The sequence below is a fragment of the Flammeovirga sp. SubArs3 genome (genome assembly GCF_947387565.1).
GTDB classification, from domain to species: Bacteria; Bacteroidota; Bacteroidia; order Cytophagales; family Flammeovirgaceae; genus Flammeovirga; species Flammeovirga agarivorans.
Genome location: NZ_CANDOA010000001.1, coordinates 963,398 through 983,201 on the forward strand (window position 1 = coordinate 963,398; position 19,804 = coordinate 983,201).

Annotated in this window: 10 protein-coding genes; 9 read left to right on the forward strand and 1 reads right to left on the reverse strand. The window is 31.1% G+C overall.

Features of this window, described 5'->3' with window-relative positions; translation table 11 throughout:
* Positions 1 to 413: 413 nt before the first annotated feature.
* Entirely contained in the window at positions 414 to 5,210 is a 4,797-nt protein-coding gene (locus QL232_RS03480; RefSeq protein WP_281613103.1) for a RecQ family ATP-dependent DNA helicase, read from the forward strand.
* 545 nt (positions 5,211 to 5,755) lie between these two features.
* Here QL232_RS03480 and QL232_RS03485 read toward each other — a convergent pair.
* A complete protein-coding gene (locus QL232_RS03485; protein WP_281613104.1) occupies positions 5,756 to 6,115 on the reverse strand; it encodes a hypothetical protein in 360 nt (119 codons plus the stop codon).
* Between the two features lie 284 nt (positions 6,116 to 6,399).
* On the opposite strand from QL232_RS03485, the gene QL232_RS03490 reads away from it, so the two are divergent.
* From QL232_RS03490 to QL232_RS03525, 8 genes are all read left to right on the forward strand, one after another.
* Positions 6,400 to 8,763 (forward strand): DEAD/DEAH box helicase family protein, encoded by a 2,364-nt coding sequence (locus QL232_RS03490; RefSeq protein WP_281613105.1) that lies wholly within the window; start codon positions 6,400 to 6,402, stop codon positions 8,761 to 8,763.
* A 34-nt stretch (positions 8,764 to 8,797) separates the two neighbouring features.
* Positions 8,798 to 9,682: a GIY-YIG nuclease family protein gene (locus QL232_RS03495; RefSeq protein WP_281613106.1), complete on the forward strand. Its 885-nt coding sequence runs from the start codon at positions 8,798 to 8,800 to the stop codon at positions 9,680 to 9,682.
* Positions 9,683 to 9,711: 29 nt separating this feature from the next.
* Entirely contained in the window at positions 9,712 to 10,356 is a 645-nt protein-coding gene (locus tag QL232_RS03500) for a hypothetical protein (RefSeq protein WP_281613107.1), read from the forward strand.
* 21 nt (positions 10,357 to 10,377) lie between these two features.
* Positions 10,378 to 11,808: a type I restriction-modification system subunit M gene (locus tag QL232_RS03505; protein WP_281613108.1), complete on the forward strand. Its 1,431-nt coding sequence runs from the start codon at positions 10,378 to 10,380 to the stop codon at positions 11,806 to 11,808.
* Positions 11,809 to 11,810: 2 nt separating this feature from the next.
* Positions 11,811 to 13,514 (forward strand): restriction endonuclease subunit S, encoded by a 1,704-nt coding sequence (locus tag QL232_RS03510; RefSeq protein WP_281613109.1) that lies wholly within the window; start codon positions 11,811 to 11,813, stop codon positions 13,512 to 13,514.
* Positions 13,515 to 13,607: 93 nt separating this feature from the next.
* A complete protein-coding gene (locus QL232_RS03515) occupies positions 13,608 to 16,790 on the forward strand; it encodes a P-loop NTPase fold protein (protein ID WP_281613110.1) in 3,183 nt (1,060 codons plus the stop codon).
* A gap of 23 nt (positions 16,791 to 16,813) precedes the next feature.
* Positions 16,814 to 18,586: a carbamoyltransferase N-terminal domain-containing protein gene (locus QL232_RS03520; RefSeq protein ID WP_281613111.1), complete on the forward strand. Its 1,773-nt coding sequence runs from the start codon at positions 16,814 to 16,816 to the stop codon at positions 18,584 to 18,586.
* A 454-nt stretch (positions 18,587 to 19,040) separates the two neighbouring features.
* Positions 19,041 to 19,748 carry a hypothetical protein gene (locus QL232_RS03525; protein WP_281613112.1) on the forward strand — a complete coding sequence of 236 codons (708 nt, stop codon included), beginning with the start codon at positions 19,041 to 19,043 and terminating at the stop codon, positions 19,746 to 19,748.
* The last annotated feature ends 56 nt before the right edge of the window (positions 19,749 to 19,804 follow it).

Genomic DNA, 19,804 nt, shown 5'->3' on the forward strand with positions numbered 1-19,804 from the left:
TTTCTAGTATTCAATTTATGTTTCCAATCAAAGTTACCATATTTTTGTAACCAAGTCTGTACTATTCGATCACCTTGAATTCCATATTTACCTTAAGCCACTTTAAACTCAATTGATCAATTTCCACTTCTGGTACAATTTGAAGTTTTAAGGACAAGGTAAAACCCTTCTGAGTACGCTAAATGTATTGGCTTTTATTTTCTTCCATAATAACGATTGTGTTTATGTATCGTCGTTATTTTAGGACAGTTTAAAAGGAAAAGCTAGAAGTAGAAGTACAAATTATTTCAAAGGAGAATAGAGTAGTAGAAAAAAAGGAGCCTGGTCCTTAAGAGTAGAAAACTAAAAATCCTGTTAACTAAAATTAATGCAATATTTAAATAATAAATGTGATTTGTTATATTTATTTTTAAATGAGAACTATTGCATTTATTGATATTGAGGTTAATGTAAAATCAAAAAAAATTGAAGATATTGGTGTATTGACTAGCGATGGAATGAAATCTCATTCAACATCAAATAAGGACCTACTTCAATGTATTCAAACCAAAGATTTTATTTGTGGACATAATATATTTGTCCATGATATACCCATTATTGAAAGACAATACATCGTTTCTTTTGATGATAAACATTTGATTGATACGTTACATTGGTCGCCTTTACTTTTTCCAACAAAGCCTTATCACCATCTTCTAAAAGACGATAAACTTCAAACCGAAGAGCTGAATAATCCATTAAATGATTGTCTAAAAGCAAAAGATCTTTTACAAGATGAAATCTCCGCCTTTCATAAATTAGATGATGAATTAAAGTCAATTTTTTACTCATTATTGAAAGACAAAAAGGAGTTTTTGTCTTTCTTCAAATACATTGGGTATAAAGAATCTGATTCAGATCCAATCACTTTGATTAGAAAAAGATTTAAAGATGAGATATGCGACAATATAGATGAACTATCAGAAATAGTTTCCGATCGTCCGATTGAGTTGGCTTATGTATTATCTTTGATTTCGATAAGGAGTAAATATTCAATTACTCCTCCTTGGGTCTTGAGAACATACCCTGAGATTGAAAATGTATTTCGTCTTCTTCGTAATACAAAATGTTCTTCGAACTGTAATTATTGTAAACAGAAATTAGATGCCAAGGAAGGCTTACAAAAATATTTTGGCTATCCTGATTACCGTAAGTTTGAAGGGAAGTCACTTCAAGAAGATGCTGTAAACGCTGCCATTAATAATGACTCCATCTTAGCTATATTTCCTACAGGTGGAGGTAAATCGATTACCTTTCAAGTACCTGCTTTGATGAGTGGAGACAATGTAAAAGGGTTAACAGTCGTCATTTCTCCATTACAATCTTTGATGAAAGATCAGGTGGATAACTTGGAGAAATCTAGTATCACAGATGCGGTTACGATTAATGGATTATTAGACCCTATTGAGAGGGCAAAGTCTTTTGAAAGAGTCGAGGACGGGAAGGCTTCTTTATTATATATTTCTCCAGAATCACTACGGTCAAGGTCAATAGAAAGGCTTTTGCTTGGACGAAATGTCGTTCGATTTGTCATTGATGAAGCCCATTGTTTTTCGTCTTGGGGACAAGACTTTAGGGTGGATTATTTATATATTGCTGATTTTATCAAGAATCTGCAGGAAAAGAAAAATCTTGATTATACCATTCCTATTTCATGCTTTACCGCCACTGCAAAGAAGCAAGTAGTCAACGATATCAAGTTCTATTTTGCAAGCAAACTCTCTCTTGATTTAAAAGAGTTTAGCTCAAAAGCATCAAGAACTAATTTAAGTTATCAGGTAATTCCTAAGAAAGGAGATAAAGAAAAATATGCGAAGCTGCGAGAGTTATTGGAGGCGAAACAATGTCCGACTATCGTTTACGTGTCTAGAACAAAAAAGGCGTATAAAGTAGCTGAACAATTGAACCAAGATGGTTTTTGTGCCAGGGCTTATCATGGTAAGATGGATAAAAATGAGAAGTCGGAAAATCAGGAACTTTTTATCAATGGAGAAGTAGATATTATGGTGGCTACGTCTGCTTTCGGTATGGGAGTAGATAAAAGTGATGTTCGAATGGTAGTACATTTCGAGGTATCCGATTCTCTAGAAAATTATGTTCAAGAAGCAGGAAGGGCAGGTAGAGATCAGAGTTTAACAGCAGAATGTTTTGTGCTTTTTAATGAAGAAGATTTAGATAAGCATTTTCTTCTATTAAATCAGACAAAATTAAATTTCAATGAAATAAAACAGATATGGAGTGCCATCAAGCAATTGTCTGTTTTTAGAAATAGTGTGTCTAATTCTGCTTTAGAAATTGCAAGAAAAGCGGGTTGGGACGATAGTATCAAAGAATTAGAAACAAGAGTCACTACTGCAATAGCAGCTTTAGAAGATGCTGGATATGTGAAACGAGGACAAAACATGCCTCAAGTATTTGCAGATAGTATCCAATCGAAAAATGCTCAAGAAGCGATTGATAAGATTTATGATTCTCCTCGATTTAATGAGGATCAAAAGCAAAATGCGATTCGAGTGATAAAGAAGCTGTTTTCATCAAAAACTAGAATTAAAGAAGATGATGAAAAGGCAGAAACAAGGGTGGATTATATCTCTGATCATCTTGGATTAAGTAAAGAAGAAGTCATTGAAAGCATTTCCTTAATGAGAGAAGAAGGGATACTTTCTGATGCTAAAGATCTTACAGCTTTCATCAAAAAGGAAGACAAACAAAATACATCTTTGAATATATTGAGATGGTTCATCGGTATCGAAAGGTTCTTGATGAATGAGTTTACTGAGGAAGAAGGCCAATACCATATCAAAGAGTTAAATGAAAAAGGTGAAGCTGAAAATGTGACCAAAGTAAATCCTCAAAAGATAAAAACCATTTTAAACTTTTGGGTGATTACCAATTGTATCAAGAGAAAGAAAGATGAGTTTTCTAATCATCATTTGTTGGTGAAAAGTAAATTGCCTAGAGAGACGTTCAAAGAGAAAATTAATTTACGATATAAAGTAGCCCAATTAATTGTAGAATACTTATTTATAAAAAGTAATGAACAACCCTCTTCAAGTAAGGAAATTTTAATCCATTTTTCTGTTTTAGAATTACTAAGATATATCGAATATAAAAATGTTTCGTCTATTGATAAGATCCATCCTAATATAAAGGATGTGGAAGATGCACTTTTCTATTTGTCAAGAATTGATGCAATAAAGATTGATGGAGGATTTTTGATCACTTACAATAAAATCAAAGTCGATCGTATAGAGAAAAATAATGCGATTAAGTATAAAAAATCGGATTATAAAAAGTTAGAAGATTATTATCAAAGTAAAACAGAACAAATACATATTGTTGGGGAATATGCCAACAAAATGATTGATGATTATAAGTCAGCTTTACAATTTACAGAGGATTATTTCCATTTAGAATACGCAGACTTTCTGAAGAAATATTTCAAAGGAAATAAAGGAAAGGAATTGAAGCAAAACATCACTCCTGCAAAATATGAACAATTGTTTGGTGGGTTGTCCATAACTCAAAATAGTATTATTACGAATAATAAATCGGAGTACATTTCTGTATTGGCAGGACCTGGAAGTGGAAAAACGAGGGTATTAGTCCATAAACTCGCTTCTTTAATTTTAATGGAAGATGTAAAGCACGAACAACTTTTGATGTTGACATTTTCTAGAGCAGCAGCCACTGAGTTTAAGATGCGTTTGAAAGAACTGATTGGTAATGCCGTTTATGGAATAGAAATAATGACGTTTCATTCCTATTGCTTTGAGATATTGGGAAGGGTAGGTGATTTAGAAAAGGCTAAAAATGTAATTGCTTCTACGGTAGAAATGATTCGTAGTAAAGAGATAGAGCCATCGAATATTACCAAAACAGTTTTAGTAATTGACGAAGCCCAGGATATGGACGAAGATGAATTCGATTTAGTATCTGCTTTAATGGAGGTGAATGATGATATGAGGGTGATTATGGTGGGAGATGACGATCAGAACATCTATGAATTTAGAGGGGCGTCATCAAAATATCTGGAAAATTTTATACATGAACATCAAGCGAAAAAGATTGAATTAACAGAGAATTATAGAAGTGATAAATCACTGGTAGAGTATTCCAATCAGTTTGTTCAAAAGATCCAAAATAGGTTGAAGGAAAACCCAATCACACCTAAATCTAAAATGGATGGAACCGTAGAATTGACCAAATATTCGTCAGCACATCTAACGGAAGCTGTGGTAAGAAAAGTGTATCGTAGTGAATTAAAAGGGTCTACATGTATTCTTACCCATTACAATGTAGACGCTCTTCAAATAGCAGGAATGTTGAACATGATGGGGAAGAAAGCCAAACTCATTCAAACCAATGAAGGATTTAATCTCTTCAATTTATTTGAAATCAGAAAGTTCATCTCAGCCATCGATTTTCAAAATTCTGAAGCAATTATTGATAATCAGGTTTGGAAAGCAGCCATCAATAAAATTAAGATAGAATTTAAGGACAGTCCTCATCTAGAAGTTTGTTTGAATATTACCTCTGCGTTCCATGATTTATACCCTAAAATCAAGTACAAATCAGATCTAGAAATTTTCATCAAAGAGTCTAAGCTGGAAGACTTTATCAACTCAGAAGAAGAAACGATATTGGTATCTACTATTCATAAATCAAAAGGAAAAGAATTTGATAATGTCTTTATCATGTTGAAAGACAAAATCGATAATGTAGATGCTAAAAAACGAGAATTATACGTCGCCTTCACAAGAGCAAAACACAATTTATTTATACACACCAATAAGAATTACCTTAACAATATCGCTATCCCTAATTTGCTTTGGAAGCAAGATGATGAACAATATGAGCCATCAAAACTTTTGTTGCTTCAGACTACTCACAAAGATCTTTGGTTAAGTTATTTTGTTCGTATGCAAACTCTAATATCAAAATTAAAAACAGGAGATGAACTTACTTTTGATAATGAAGGCTGCTATTTCCAGGATCATTTCCCAATATTAAAATTCTCAAAAGCATTTCAGGAAGATTTAAAGAGATATGAAATGAAAGGGTATACCATCAGAAAAGTAAAGGTGAGTTATATAGTATATTGGTGGAGTGAGGAACATGAGCAAGAGGTGAAGATTGTGCTGCCGGAGGTGTTGTTGAGGAGGGGGTGATTGGAATTATCTTAATGGCATATAATTTTAGATTAAAGAACTTTTTGAAAGCTTCATTTTTTAGGCCAAAATGTAAATGAGAAAACAAAGAAGCTACTAGAGTAGTGTCTCCTATACCTTTTGGAAAGTGTTTTATTTTTTTATCATGAAGTGAAGTAGAATAGATCATTGGTAATTCTAAGGCTTCGATAATAGCTCTGTAACCAATATTAAATTTTCCTTCCTTCTTCTTTGTAAAAAATGGTGCATTCATATAGTAACCTGTAATTTTTTGTTTAAAAGGATAAATAATTGGTACAATTCGTAATGTCTCAATTTGTTAATATGGTATTTATATACAGTATAGTATCCAAAAAGTGAATGTGAGCTATATTGTGTATTGGTTGTGTGAGAAGCATTAGAAAGAAGTAAAATTGTGTTACCAGAGGTTTTATCGAGTAGGGGATTGATGGTATAAACTTGATTACTAAATAATTATCTTAAATTTAGATCTAACTCTCTTTTTAACTTATTGGAGGGTTAGATCTAAGATTTGTTTTTTTTTATTAAAAATATTCACCGTATGAAACATCATAAAAATCAGATGATCTATAGCCTTCATATTTTACATATATCGTTTGAAATCCAGCATTTCTTATTAATTGAAAAACTTGACTTGGCCATTGGGATAAAGTAACTTTTAAAAGTGTTGTGCCATATTCTACTTGATCTACATTTGAAAGGATTTCACTAGATTTTAAAATGATGATTAAAGACCCTTTATTATCATTACCCCATTTGACTTTTGAATTACTTGGTAGATCTTTATTTAGAGCCTGTACTACTTGATTCTTAGTAAGGTTTTGTGCATTTACGGAAACTATTAATGATAATATTAATGAAATAGATAGAATGAATTTTTTCATGATTATAAAAATTTATTTAAGTATTTATTTTATAATCTTATAAACGATTGATATTGAATGAAAATTCACGTTATTCAATAACGTTAAAATATTAAAAATATAACTGTTGTTTAATAAATTTGGAACCAATGTTTTTAGTTTCTATAGACTAAAAAATTTAAATATTTATTTTTTCTAAATTTATTATAAGATAATTAGTTATTTGAGACCTTTAATAAACTTATGAAATTCAAAATTGATATATTTAAACTCTGATTTGATAATTAGCTAGATCTTCAAAACTGATGAACAAAAGACAACTGTCGGAAAGAGATATCTGTACTAAATTCATTACCCCAGCAATTGTAGGTGCAGGTTGGAATATTAAAAAGCAAGTAAGGGAAGAAGTGTCATTTACGGATGGACGTATTATCGTTCAGGGTAAAATGCATGCAAGAGGGAAATGTAAGAGAGCTGATTATATTCTATTCAATAAACCTAATGAAGCAATCGCTATCATAGAAGCGAAGGATAATAAAAAACCTGTAGGTTCTGGAATGCAACAAGCATTAGAATATGCTGAGATTCTACAAGTACCATTTGTTTTTACTTCTAACGGAGATTCTTTCGTTTTTCATGATAAGACAACCAATACTGAGGAAGAAATCGCACTAGAAGATTTTCCTTCTCCCGAAACTTTATGGAATAAGTATCTAAAATATATTGGGATTGAAGATGACTCAGCAAAGAAGGTTGTAGAACAAGAGTATTATGTTGATGAAGGTGGTATGAAACCTAGATACTACCAACAAAATGCCATTAATAGAACTATTGAAGCAATAGCTAAAGGGCAGAATAGGATCCTTTTAGTAATGGCTACAGGTACAGGTAAAACGTATACTGCTTTTAATATTATATGGAGACTTTGGAAAGCAGGGATTAAAAAGAGAATTCTATTTTTAGCAGATAGAAATGCTCTTTTGACGCAAACTAAAAACGGTGACTTCTCTCCTTTTGGTAATGATATTATGACGATTATAAAGAATCGCAAAATTGATAAATCCTATCAAATATACTTTGCACTGTACCAAGGTTTAACGGGGAATGATGATACAAAAAATGCGTATAAAGAGTTTAGTCCTGATTTCTTTGACCTAGTTATCATAGATGAGTGCCATAGAGGGAGTGCTTCAGAAGCATCAGCTTGGCGTGAGGTGTTGGATTACTTTAGTAGTGCTACACAAGTGGGTTTAACCGCTACACCTAAAGAAACGAAGGATGTTTCTAACATTAATTACTTTGGTGAACCTGTTTATTCTTACTCTTTAAAACAAGGTATTGAAGATGGATTCTTAGCTCCTTATAAAGTAGTACGTATCACGACTACTATTGATGAAGGATGGAGACCGACAAGAGGAAAATTGGATAAATATGGACATGAAGTAGCAGATAGAATTTATAACTTAAAGGATTATGATCGTAACCTTGCTATCGATGAAAGAACAAACTTAGTTGCTCAAAAAATAACGGAATACTTAAAGGGGTTTGATCGCTATGCAAAGACCATTGTATTTTGTGTAGATATAGATCATGCCAATAGGATGAGACAAGCCTTGATTAATGCTAATGCAGATCTTGTGGCAAAGCATCCGAATTTTGTAGTGAAAATTACCGGTGATGATGAAGTAGGAAAACGAGAGTTAGATAACTTTACTGATGTAGAGGAAAAATGTCCTGTTATTGCAACCACCTCTAAAATGTTGACTACTGGTATTGATACTAAGATGGTCAAATTAGTAGTGCTAGATACAAATATCGGATCGATGACTGAGTTTAAGCAGATTGTCGGTAGAGGTACTCGTATAAGGGAGCAAGATGGTAAGGTATTCTTTACTGTTATGGACTTTAGAAAGGTGACGAACCTTTTTGCAGATCCTGATTTTGATGGTGATCCAGTTCAAATTTATGAGCCGGAAGAGAATGAACCCGTTATGCCAGAAGAGGAGGATATAACAGAAGAAGATCCGATTTTAGGAGAAGACGGTGAGCCAATAGATGGTGAAGAGGGAGTGCCACCTCATGATTTTGGTGATATGGATGAAGAAGATGAGCCTCGTAAATATTACGTCAATGATGTAAAAGTAACAGTTGCACATGAAAGGGTACAATATTATGGACCTGATGGTAAATTGATTACAGAATCACTTAAAGATTATACAAAGAATAGTGTGCAAAGAGAATTCTCATCTATTGAAGTTTTTAAAGAGAAGTGGAATAATGCAGATAAAAAAGAGGCAATAATAGATGAACTAAAAGAACAAGGAATCTTGATAGATGCGTTAAGAGAAGAAGTAGGAAAAGATATGGATGCTTTTGATTTGATCTGTCATATAGCCTTTGATCAACCTGCACTTACTAGAAAAGATAGAGCAAATAACGTAAGAAAGAGAAACTATTTTACAAAATATGGGGATGTAGCTCAGAAGGTGTTATCAAGTCTTTTAGAGAAGTATGAAGAGGAAGGTATAGTTTCTATCGAACAGGGAGGCGTCTTAAAAGTACAGCCTTTTGATCGAATAGGGTCTCCTGTAGAATTAGTAAAAGCTTTTGGAAAGAAAAAAGATTTTGATCAAGCAGTGAAAGAGCTTGAAAGTGAATTATATGCTTAATTTTTACTAGCACAAACTTTACAATTCAATTAGAATGTTTGGAAAAACAATAAAAATATATTTATCAGATGCTTCTGCAAGTGGATTGAGACATGTAGAAATTGTCAATTGGTCAGGACAAGCGGTAGCATGTCCAAGGAGTAAATTTTCTGAGTTGAAAACTTGGGAGGAAGCTCAAAGACCAGGTGTTTATTTTCTATTAGAACAACATGCTACTGATGGTAGAAATAATGTATATATAGGAGAGTCAGAAAACGTATATGATCGTTTGGTGGATCATTTTAGGAATAAAGATTTTTGGAGTGAGGTAGTGTTCTTTACCAGTAAAGATGAGAACTTGACTAAAGCTCATATAAAGTATCTAGAATCTCGAATTACAGTTTTAGCTCTTGATGCTGATCGTTATGATCTTGAAAATGGTAATACGCCTCCTCAGTCGTCATTACCACGTTCTGAGAGGTCAGCTATGGAAGAATATCTTCATAATATTAAAATGGTGATGGGAACATTAGGCCATCCATTATTAGAAAAGTTAGATGCTACATCTTCTAATAAAGAAGAAAAGAAATCGGAAACTGAAGAGGAAGAAATATTCTATTTCAAAATCAAAGGGCTAACTGCAAAAGGCAAAAGAAGTAATGAAGGCTTCGTCTTATTAAAAGAGTCTCAAATGGTAAAAGAAACTTCAGATAACTTTATTAAGTATAAACAGAAATTATTAGAAAAAAGAGAAGACCTAATTAATGATGAAAATATTGTGGAAGTAAGTAACAAATGCTTTACCCTTAAAAAAGATGTTTTAATGAGTTCATCTTCCTACGCGGCAGCTATAATTGCAGGAACAGCTAGGAGTGGACCAGAAAGTTGGAAAAACAGCATAGGAAAGTCTTTGAAACAAATTGAAGAAGATTCCATTTAAATCAATCAAAAAAACAATAACAAACAAAAATGAAAAAGTCAGTATTTCTATTTTTATTTATGTCCGTAATTTTTATTGGATGTAATACTTCTGCACCTCAACATGATTTTATTCAAGAATATGGAGGGACTATAATTCGAAATGAGAAAACCCCTTTGAAGGCAATGTATTCGATTAGAATACCAAGTCAGTTGACAAAAAATCAAATAAATAATATTGCTGTTCAGTTAAAAAATGAGAATTTGGACAAGCAAAATGTTTTTATTGAGTATTTACTTCCTGATATGGTATTAAATAATGGAGCATGGGCAACTTCACATTATAATCCAACATTAGAGATTAAAATACTCGGACTAACAAAAGAAGAAGAGCAGAAAGTTAAAAATGAGATTGTAAAAGAAGAAGTTAATGGAGATGTAATAGGGAAATGGTATAACAGTATGCAATATATTGAACATACTGTTCTAATTTATAAAGAACAAGGTAACCTGAAAGTGAAGTTGAAGTTTAAGAGCGGAAGTGAAAGCGTAAAAGATTTAAAGTATAAAAAAGTAGGAACTAACTCCAAGTACACTTACAGAAATGATTTTGGTGAATACTACATACTTACACCCAATGGTCAATTATCTTTATATGATAATGATGGCTTAATTACTAAATTGAAAAAAATATAAAAATAAGATTCTAGATCAACAATGAGCCAAATAACATCAAATATTAAAAGCATTCGTGACATCATGCGTAAAGACACTGGTGTAGACGGAGATGCACAACGTATCTCACAGATGGTGTGGATGCTATTTATGAAGATTTTTGCCGATAAAGAAGAGGAATGGGAGATTACCATAGACGATTATGAGAGTCCAATTCCAGAAGAGTTGAAGTGGCAGATTTGGGCGGCAGATGAAGAAGGGTTGACAGGTGATAATTTGATGGAGTTTGTCAATAATACATTGTTTCCGAAATTAAAGGAGTTAGATATAACGGAAAGTCCTCAGGCGAGAATTATACGTTCTGTATTTGATGATACCTATAACTATATGAAAAACGGAACGCTCTTCCGTCAGGTGATTAATGTGATCAATACGATCGACTTTAATAGCAATGAAGAGCGTCATATGTTTAATGATATCTATGAGACGATCTTGAAGGAATTGCAATCGGCAGGTTCTTCGGGAGAGTATTATACGCCTCGTGCAGTAACGCAGTTTATGGTGGATATCTTAAACCCTCAGTTGGGTGAAAGTGTAATGGATCCTGCATGTGGTACGGGTGGTTTCTTGACTTGTACCATTGATCATGTTAGCCAACAAGTGAAGACTTCTGAGGATACACAAATTATGCAATCGGCGATTCGTGGTATTGAGAAGAAACCTTTGCCAACTTTGTTGTGTACAACCAATTTAATGTTGCATGGTTTTGATCTTCCTGCGGTAAGAAGAGATAACCTCCTGACAAAGCCTTATGCAGATTGGAGTGGTAATGAAAAAGTAGATATCATCCTTACCAATCCTCCTTTTGGTGGTGTGGAAGAAGACGGTACGGAAACTAACTTTCCTCAAAAATTTCGTACAAAAGAAACGGCTGATTTATTCTTGGCTTTAATCATTAAGCTATTAAAAGATAAAGGACGTTGTGCAGTGGTATTGCCTGATGGTACTTTGTTTGGTGAAGGGGTGAAAACGCGTGTCAAAGAGGAACTGATGGAGAAATGTAATTTGCATACCATTGTTCGTCTACCGAATGGCGTATTTAATCCTTATACAGGTATTAAAACCAATGTATTGTTCTTTGAGAAAGGGACACCTACGGAAGACGTATGGTACTTTGAGCATCCTTACCCTGAAGGGGTAAAGAATTATAATAAGTCAAAGCCGATCAACATTAAAGAGTTTGATTTAGAAAAAGCATGGTGGAATAACCGTGAGGAAAACCAATATGCTTGGAAAGTGTCTGCGGAAGAAATCAAGAAGAGAAACTACAATTTGGATATCAAAAATCCACATCAAGCGGAAGACAGTTTGGCAAGTCCAGAGGAACTATTGGAACAGTTTAGAGCTTGTGAGCAAAACATCAGTAGTATCCAAGAGGAGATTGTAAAAGTATTAACGGAAGCTTTACACTAAGCATGACACATTCGCATATCATAGAATACTTCAAGGAGTTAAGTATCCATCCTAAAAATGCTGAGGAATTAAAAGGCTTAATTCTTCAATTGGCAGTGGAAGGGAAGTTGACAGAGAAATGGAGAGAAGAAAATCCTAATGTCGAACCTGCTTCTGAATTACTAAAACGTATTCAAGAAGAAAAGGCACAATTGATAAAGGAGAAGAAGATTAAGAAGGAGAAGACTTTACCTGTGATTGATGAGGGTGAAATACCCTTTTATTTGCCGAATTCTTGGCGATGGTCACGTTTAGGGAATATCTCAAATTATGGAAAAACAATTAAAGCTGAATCCTCAGATGTAGAACAGGATATTTGGGTTTTAGAATTAGAAGATATAGAAAAAAGAACATCAAAATTATTAAAAAAAGTATTTTATAAAGATAGAATTTTTAAGAGTTCAAAAAATTGGTTTAGTAAAGGAGATGTTCTTTACGGCAAGCTAAGACCATATCTAGATAAGGTCATTGTTGCTGATGAAAGAGGAGTGTGTTCTACTGAAATAATTCCAATCAAACTATTTGGTTCAATCTATCCTGATTACATAAGGTTGTTTTTGAAAAGTAGTTTTTTTATTAATTATGCGAATAGATCTACTCATGGAATGAGGATGCCAAGATTAGGAACTGAAAGTGCAAAGAAAGCAATAATAGGTATCCCTCCTGAACAAGAACAAAAAGCCATCGTCCAAATCGTAAAACAACTCTTTTCAGAAATCGAGCAATTAGAAGAGCAGACAAAAAAGCGAATTCAATTAAAAGAAGACTTTGCCACATCCTCATTACAGCAATTAACCTCTTCCGATACAGAAAATGCTTGGACATTCTTAAAACCTCACTTCCAAACCTTCTATACTACCCAACCCAATGTAAAGAAGCTAAGAGAAGCCATCTTACAATTAGCCGTTCAAGGAAAGCTCACTCATCATTGGCGTAAAGAAAACCCCAATGTTGAACCCGCTTCCGAACTGCTAAAACGTATCCAAGAAGAAAAAGCACAACTCATAAAGGAGAAGAAGATCAAGAAAGAAAAAGCCCTTCCAGAGATTACTGAAGAGGAAATTCCTTATGAGTTGCCTGAAGGGTGGAGTTGGTGTAGGATGCAGGATATTTCTATAAAGTTAGGAGCAGGTAGTACACCATCTGGTGGGAAATCTGCATATGTAGAGGAAGGAATTAAGTTTTTCCGTTCACAAAACATATACAATGACGGTTTGCGTTTGGAGAATGTAGCATTAATTACTGATGCAATTCATGAAAAAATGAAAGGAACAAAGGTACTACCAAAAGATCTCTTACTAAATATAACAGGAGGATCTATTGGCCGATGTACACTTGTACCTGATGATTTTGATACAGCGAATGTAAGTCAACATGTTGCTATTGTTAGACTTCAAGAATTAGGTCTTAGTAGCTTTATACATACTTTAATTATCTCACCTCAGTTCCAACAAACTATCATGGATGTACAAGTAGGAGTTTCAAGAGAAGGTTTAAGTATGACAAAATTAAAACAATTTTTAGTTCCACTTCCACCATTAGAGGAAGTTCAAGCTATAAAAGATATAACAAATAATTTGTTAGCTCTTTGTTACCAACTAGAAACATCTTTATCAGAAAAAGAAGGAGTAGAGTTGGATTGGATGAAGAGTGTGATTAATGGGTAAACTATAGATGTAAGTTGCTAGCTTTTGAGGTTGGTGACTTGCTTTTTCTTTCTTTGATTTTTTAAAAACTAAACAACTATTGAACTGATTATTATGATCAACTTACTATTACTTCCAATTTGTTTTGTATTTATATCCTTGGCTTTATTCTTTGAAGTGGCCTTTTTTCTGTTGGGTAAGAATTATGTTGAAGTTAAAAAATACCCTGAAAGATTTAGAGAATTTATAAATAAACTAATTTTAGCAGTGAAAAATGGATGGTATATCTTTAAGATAAGTATGATCAAGTTTAAAGATATTCTAGTTTCAAGAGGAAAGATGATTATTACTTATTTTAATAAAAAGATTAGATGTTTTTATGCAGCCATTAAAACTCTGAAACCTACATTAATAGAGGATATCCAATACTTTAGATCATTGAATTTTATTATTCTTTTATTTATTGTAGGAGCTGTCTTTTCCTTAGATAATCAAATAATTAACTTATTTGATGAAAAGATTGTATTACCTTATTTGAGTGAAATTTATACTTTATTCGAAGATATTACTTTTGCTACATTAATAATATTTATTTTTTCAATAGGACTAGCTTATTATAGTTATTATAAATCAAATATTAATTTAACTCCATCTTGGTTTTATATTCTAAGTATTTACCTTATTGAATATGTGAGATTATATAATCGATATTATCATATTGATTATACTTTATACGGAGTGAATATTCCTTATTTAGTTTTACTGTCTTTTGTATTTGTTTTATGTGTAAATATTAAATATTTACGAAATTTAATTTTAGAATATTATTATGAAATCAATGAAAAAAAGAGTGATGGAGCTCTATATAATGATTCTCCTCTTAAAAATTTAAAAGACGATCAATATGGGTGGGAAGAAACTGTTCGTGTATTAAAAAACAATATAAAAAACTCTGATTATAATACTGCTTTTACAATTGGAATAACATCAAAGTGGGGTGATGGAAAAACAACTTTTCTTAATTTTTTAGATGATAATCTCAAGGAAGAGTCATTATTAAGAATTCATTTTAATCCATGGTTAAGTGGAAATAAAAATAATATTATCGACGACTTTTTTAAAGAGTTGAACAATAAGGTTAAGTTTGTGGATACAAATGTTTCAAAGGAACTGATTAAGTATGCAAAAGCATTAAATTCATTTCATAGTACTCCTTTTTTTAAATCCGTTATTGACTCATCTAGCCTCCTAGCTAGCTCTCCTCAATCAATAAGAGAACGATATAAGTCCACATCAAAATCATTGAAAATGATGAAAAAGAAAATAGTGGTCTTTATTGATGATTTAGATAGGTTAGATAAGGATGAAATCCCTGAAATAATGCGCCTTGTGAGAAATACATCTAATTTTCCAAATATGTATTTTGTTCTGGCTTATGATAGAGACTACGTAGATTATGCAATAAAAGAAGGTATAAATAAGTATAGCTATGAGCAATATTTGAATAAAATAATCCAACTTGAAATAGAATTGCCTAAAATGAATAGGCAAAAGTTAAATTATATTTTAGTCGAATATTTAAAGAATTTTTTAAATGAAGATGAAATAGAGTTATTGCCATTGATTACTAATCCTCATGAAAAGTTGGAAAATGTTCTCTTTATTGAAGACTTTTTTCAAAATATTAGAGATCTAAAAAACTTTATGAATCATTTTATTATTGATTATGATTCAAACGATTCAGTAGCAAATATTAGAAATTTTTTCTTATTGTCATTATTGAGATTTAAGCATAAAGTAATATGGGAAATATTATCAGATAAAGGTCTAAATAGAATTTTTTTAGGTAAAATAAATAATGATTATTATTCATTAATTGACAGGAAAGAACTCACTCAAAAACTTTTAAAATATGAAGAGTTACTAATTGACAACTCTAAATTAATTGTTCATGAATTACAAAAATTTGAAGTTGAAGAAAATGTAATGATTAATAATAATTTAGAAAGTGACCTTGATTCCCTTCATGAAGATTTGGTCAATTCTAATAATAGAAACGATAGAGATTATTATCATACTCCTTCAGGGCAGGTTGAGAAGATTTTGGATTTATTATTTATCAAAGACTCTGATCTAACCATTATTTCTAATCACCATCATTACTTTATAAAAGGATCTACCTTAGTTCAAGATTTTTCAACAAATGATTTAAAAGAGTTAGTTTCAGGAAACAATATTAATTTGGTGATTTCACATATTAAATCAATTCTTGAAACAGGTGTTGATAAAAAGGACATAAGAAATCTATTTTTAGCAATAAATACCTATAAAACAATCGAAGAGTTTGAAGTATATATAAATTCATATATTTCTTTTATTACGTACTTTGATTTCTTAGATGACCAAAGTTATGATGGATTTCTCTATTTGTTGGATCTTGAAATTCGTTCAAAAGAACAAAAAGAGAAGTTTATCGAAATGATTTTTAATAATTATTTCGAATTAAATTTTGATGAAAATATTAAAGTTTTAAAAATAAAGCTAGCCTTTTTAAGGCTGTTAATTGAAGCATATATACAATTTGATAATGAACCTGAAAAAGAGAAATTAAGTGATTTAAATAGGATCAAGAAATATAACTTTTTAGAGAACTATAAAGATATATTTTTTAATTCTGCTGAAGATCTTTTAAAAAGGTACTTACAAATCAATGTATCTAAGCCCTTTACACAAGGAGTTTTGTTAGATATTATCTATACCAATAAATCTAGTATAGAAGATGGTCTTTATATTTTATCTGACAATTGTAGAAAACTCATAGAAGAACTTTTGTCAGAGTCTAAAGATATGAGATTAGATTTTATTAGTTCATTACTATTTAAATCAAATGAAAGCCCATATGGAGATTTGTATAATATTAAATGGGTTGCTTATCAAATTAATAATCAAAAAACTAGTTTAGAGGAGGGAATGAGTAGTTTTGATTCTTTGTTGAAAGAATATTATGATGAATTTAAAGATGAAATTGAATATCAAAAAGTTTTAGTATTGTGGAGTTATTTAAGACAAAATGAAAAGAACTTATTTACTGATGAATTGGGTGATAGTGGATTACATATCAAAAATTATACATTATGGGAAATGAACCCACTTGCTGTGCCTTTTCATGATAATATTGATAAAATAGATAAGGAGAAAATGGAGAAAGCAGAGGAGTTTTTAAAAACCTTTGATGAATCATTATCTTTTTCTTATTCTAAATATTTGTCTGATTCTGACTCTGAAGTTAATGTTTAAATTGACCATCTTAGGTTATTATAATGAAAATTCTAGGAATATCATGTTATTACCATGACTCGGCAGTTGCAATAATTGAGAATGGTAAAATTTTAGTGGCTATCCAAGAAGAAAGGTTGTCAAGAATTAAACATGATAAATCATTCCCAATTTTAAGTATCAATTATTGTTTGTCTTTTTTAAATATATCCATTAATGAGATTGACGATATTATTTATTACGAAAAACCATATGTGAAATTTGAAAGGATCATTGATAATTTTATTGATACTTACCCAAAGAGTATAATACCATTTATTCAAAATATACCCTCTTGGATCGGTGAGAAATTATTTTTAAAAAGAACGTTCAAAAAAAAAATGAACGAGATTGGGCTGACAAAAAATATACAGTTAAAATTTGCTGAACATCATTTGTCACATGCAGCACAAACTTATTTTTTATCTTCGTTTCAAGATGCATCAATTTTAATTATCGACGGTGTAGGTGAAAATACTACAATATCGTACTGGAAAGCAAAACGGAATGAATTAGTAGTAGTGAAAGAAGTCTTATACCCTCATTCATTAGGACTATTGTATTCTGCATTTACTTATTATTTAGGCTTTAAAGTAAATTCTGGTGAATATAAAATGATGGGCTTAGCTCCTTATGGAGATATAGATTCTAACCAATACAAGGAATATAAATCTAAGATTGAAAAGAATTTATTAAAAATTGACCTAAACGGAACATTTACCTTAAATATGAACTACTTTACTTTTCAGTTTGGAAAGCAAATGGTGGACCATAAAAAATGGAGGGAATTGTTTGGTCTTTCAAAAAGAGAACAAGATGACATATTAAAGATAGATCATTGTAATTTTGCTTTAGCAATTCAGCATGTAGTAGAGGAAGTTGTTCTAAAATTACTAGAAGAATTGAAAGCACTTAATGATTCCAATAACTTGTGCTTAGGTGGTGGTTTTTTTATGAACTGTGTAGTAAATGGAAATGTTAAATTGTCATCATTGTTTAAAGAGGTTTTTATTCCTTATTCAGTTGGAGATTCAGGGGGTGCCATAGGTGCTGCTTTATCTTTATGGCATATTTATTACAATAATCAGAAAAGAGAAAATAATGAAATTCCATATTTAGGAAAAGAATATTCTTTTTCTAAAGATTTGTTAACTGATGATTTAACAGTAAATAGATATAATAATGATAAATTGCTTACTGTAGTAGTTGATGAGTTGGTTAATGGAAAAATTATTGGTTGGTTTCAAGGAAGGTCAGAATTTGGCCCTCGTGCATTAGGCAATAGGAGTATTATAGCAGATCCAAGATTAGAAAATGGGAAAAATTACGTAAATCAAAGAATAAAATTTAGAGAATCTTTTCGTCCTTTTGCACCTTCTATTTTAGAATCAGAAGCATTGAATTATTTTAATATATCTAATTCTAAATATATGCAATTTGTAGGTGCTATTAATAAAGAGAATAGAATCGAAAATGTAACTTTGAATAAGAATAGTATTGATAATCAAAAGGATGTTATAATTTCTAATTACCCTTCTATTACTCATGTTGATTATACATCAAGAATACAGACGGTTAACAAAATGAATGGAAAATTTTATGAATTGTTAAATCATTTCTTTTCAGAAACAGGATGCCCTATGTTATTGAATACAAGTTTTAATCTTCGTGGAGAACCAATTGTTGAGAGCATTGAAGATGCTCTTAATTGTTTTAATTCTACTAATCTGGATATACTAGTAGTTGATAATTTTATAATAGCAAAAAAGAATGGATGAATTTATTGATTTAATACGCTTTGTATTTTTAAAGAAAAAATTTTATTTCTTACCAATTATCATCTTAGTATTGTTAATAGGAGGAATAATGATAGCTTCTGAGTCTGCATATATCTCACCTTTTATATATTCATTATTTTGAAAGATAAAATAGTATTTCTTAGAGTTTATATCGTTTTATGTTTATTGTATTTTTACCTACAATATCCAATCAAAATATTATACATTGCTTTAATAATTTATACTTTATTTTTGTTTTTTCCTTTAACTAGAAATATAATATATGAAGTACTTAATAAAGTAAATCAACTATTGTTAAAGATAAGTCTGTTATTAATATATTTAGTGATTCTTTTCCCTATAAAATTATTTAAACAACAGTTTGTTTATTCAGAAGAAAAGAAAGAAAGAAATCATTTGTTTACATCAAAGGATTTCATAAAACCATGGTAATATGAAACTTAAAGATTTAGTAAAAAAAACTATTTTAGGTGCTATGACATCTATTGTATCATCTTATCCATCTACAGCAAATGATGTATTAGAAACAAATAAAAATGATGACGGAAATGATGAGTTGAAAGATAATGAATTTGTTTTAAATAAGTTAACACCTGATCTTTCACCTAAATTATTACTAAGGCAATTTTCTGATGGTGATTTCGAATTGAAGATGCATAGATCACATAGATCTCATCAATCACATAGATCTCATTATTCGAGTAACTCGGGTCATGCATCACATTTTTCACATTATTCATCTAGTACTACAACAACGCCTACTTATACATCTCCTAGTTATAACAATAATTCATCTTCTTACACATCTCCTTACACTGCTCCTCCAGTAAAGAAAAGCACAAAAACGAGAGTGAAGTTCAAAAATACTTGTGGAGAAAAAATATATCTACTTCTAAGGTATAAAGATATGATTACCAATCAATGGACAACAAAAGCTTGGTTTACAATTGAAACAGGTGCAACTGTTTATGTTGAAAATGTTAATAATACTGCTGTTTATTATTATGCATATTCAGATTCGTTTGTATGGAATGGAGAAGATAATATTCAAACGTATCAAGGAAAATCTTATCATTTAAGGAGGGGAGGTATAAATAGGGATAGTGAGGGTAATTGTGTTTTCACATTATACTGTAAATGATAGAATAAATCATCATCTAAAACATTATTATTAATTTTGCATTGCAGAAATAATTT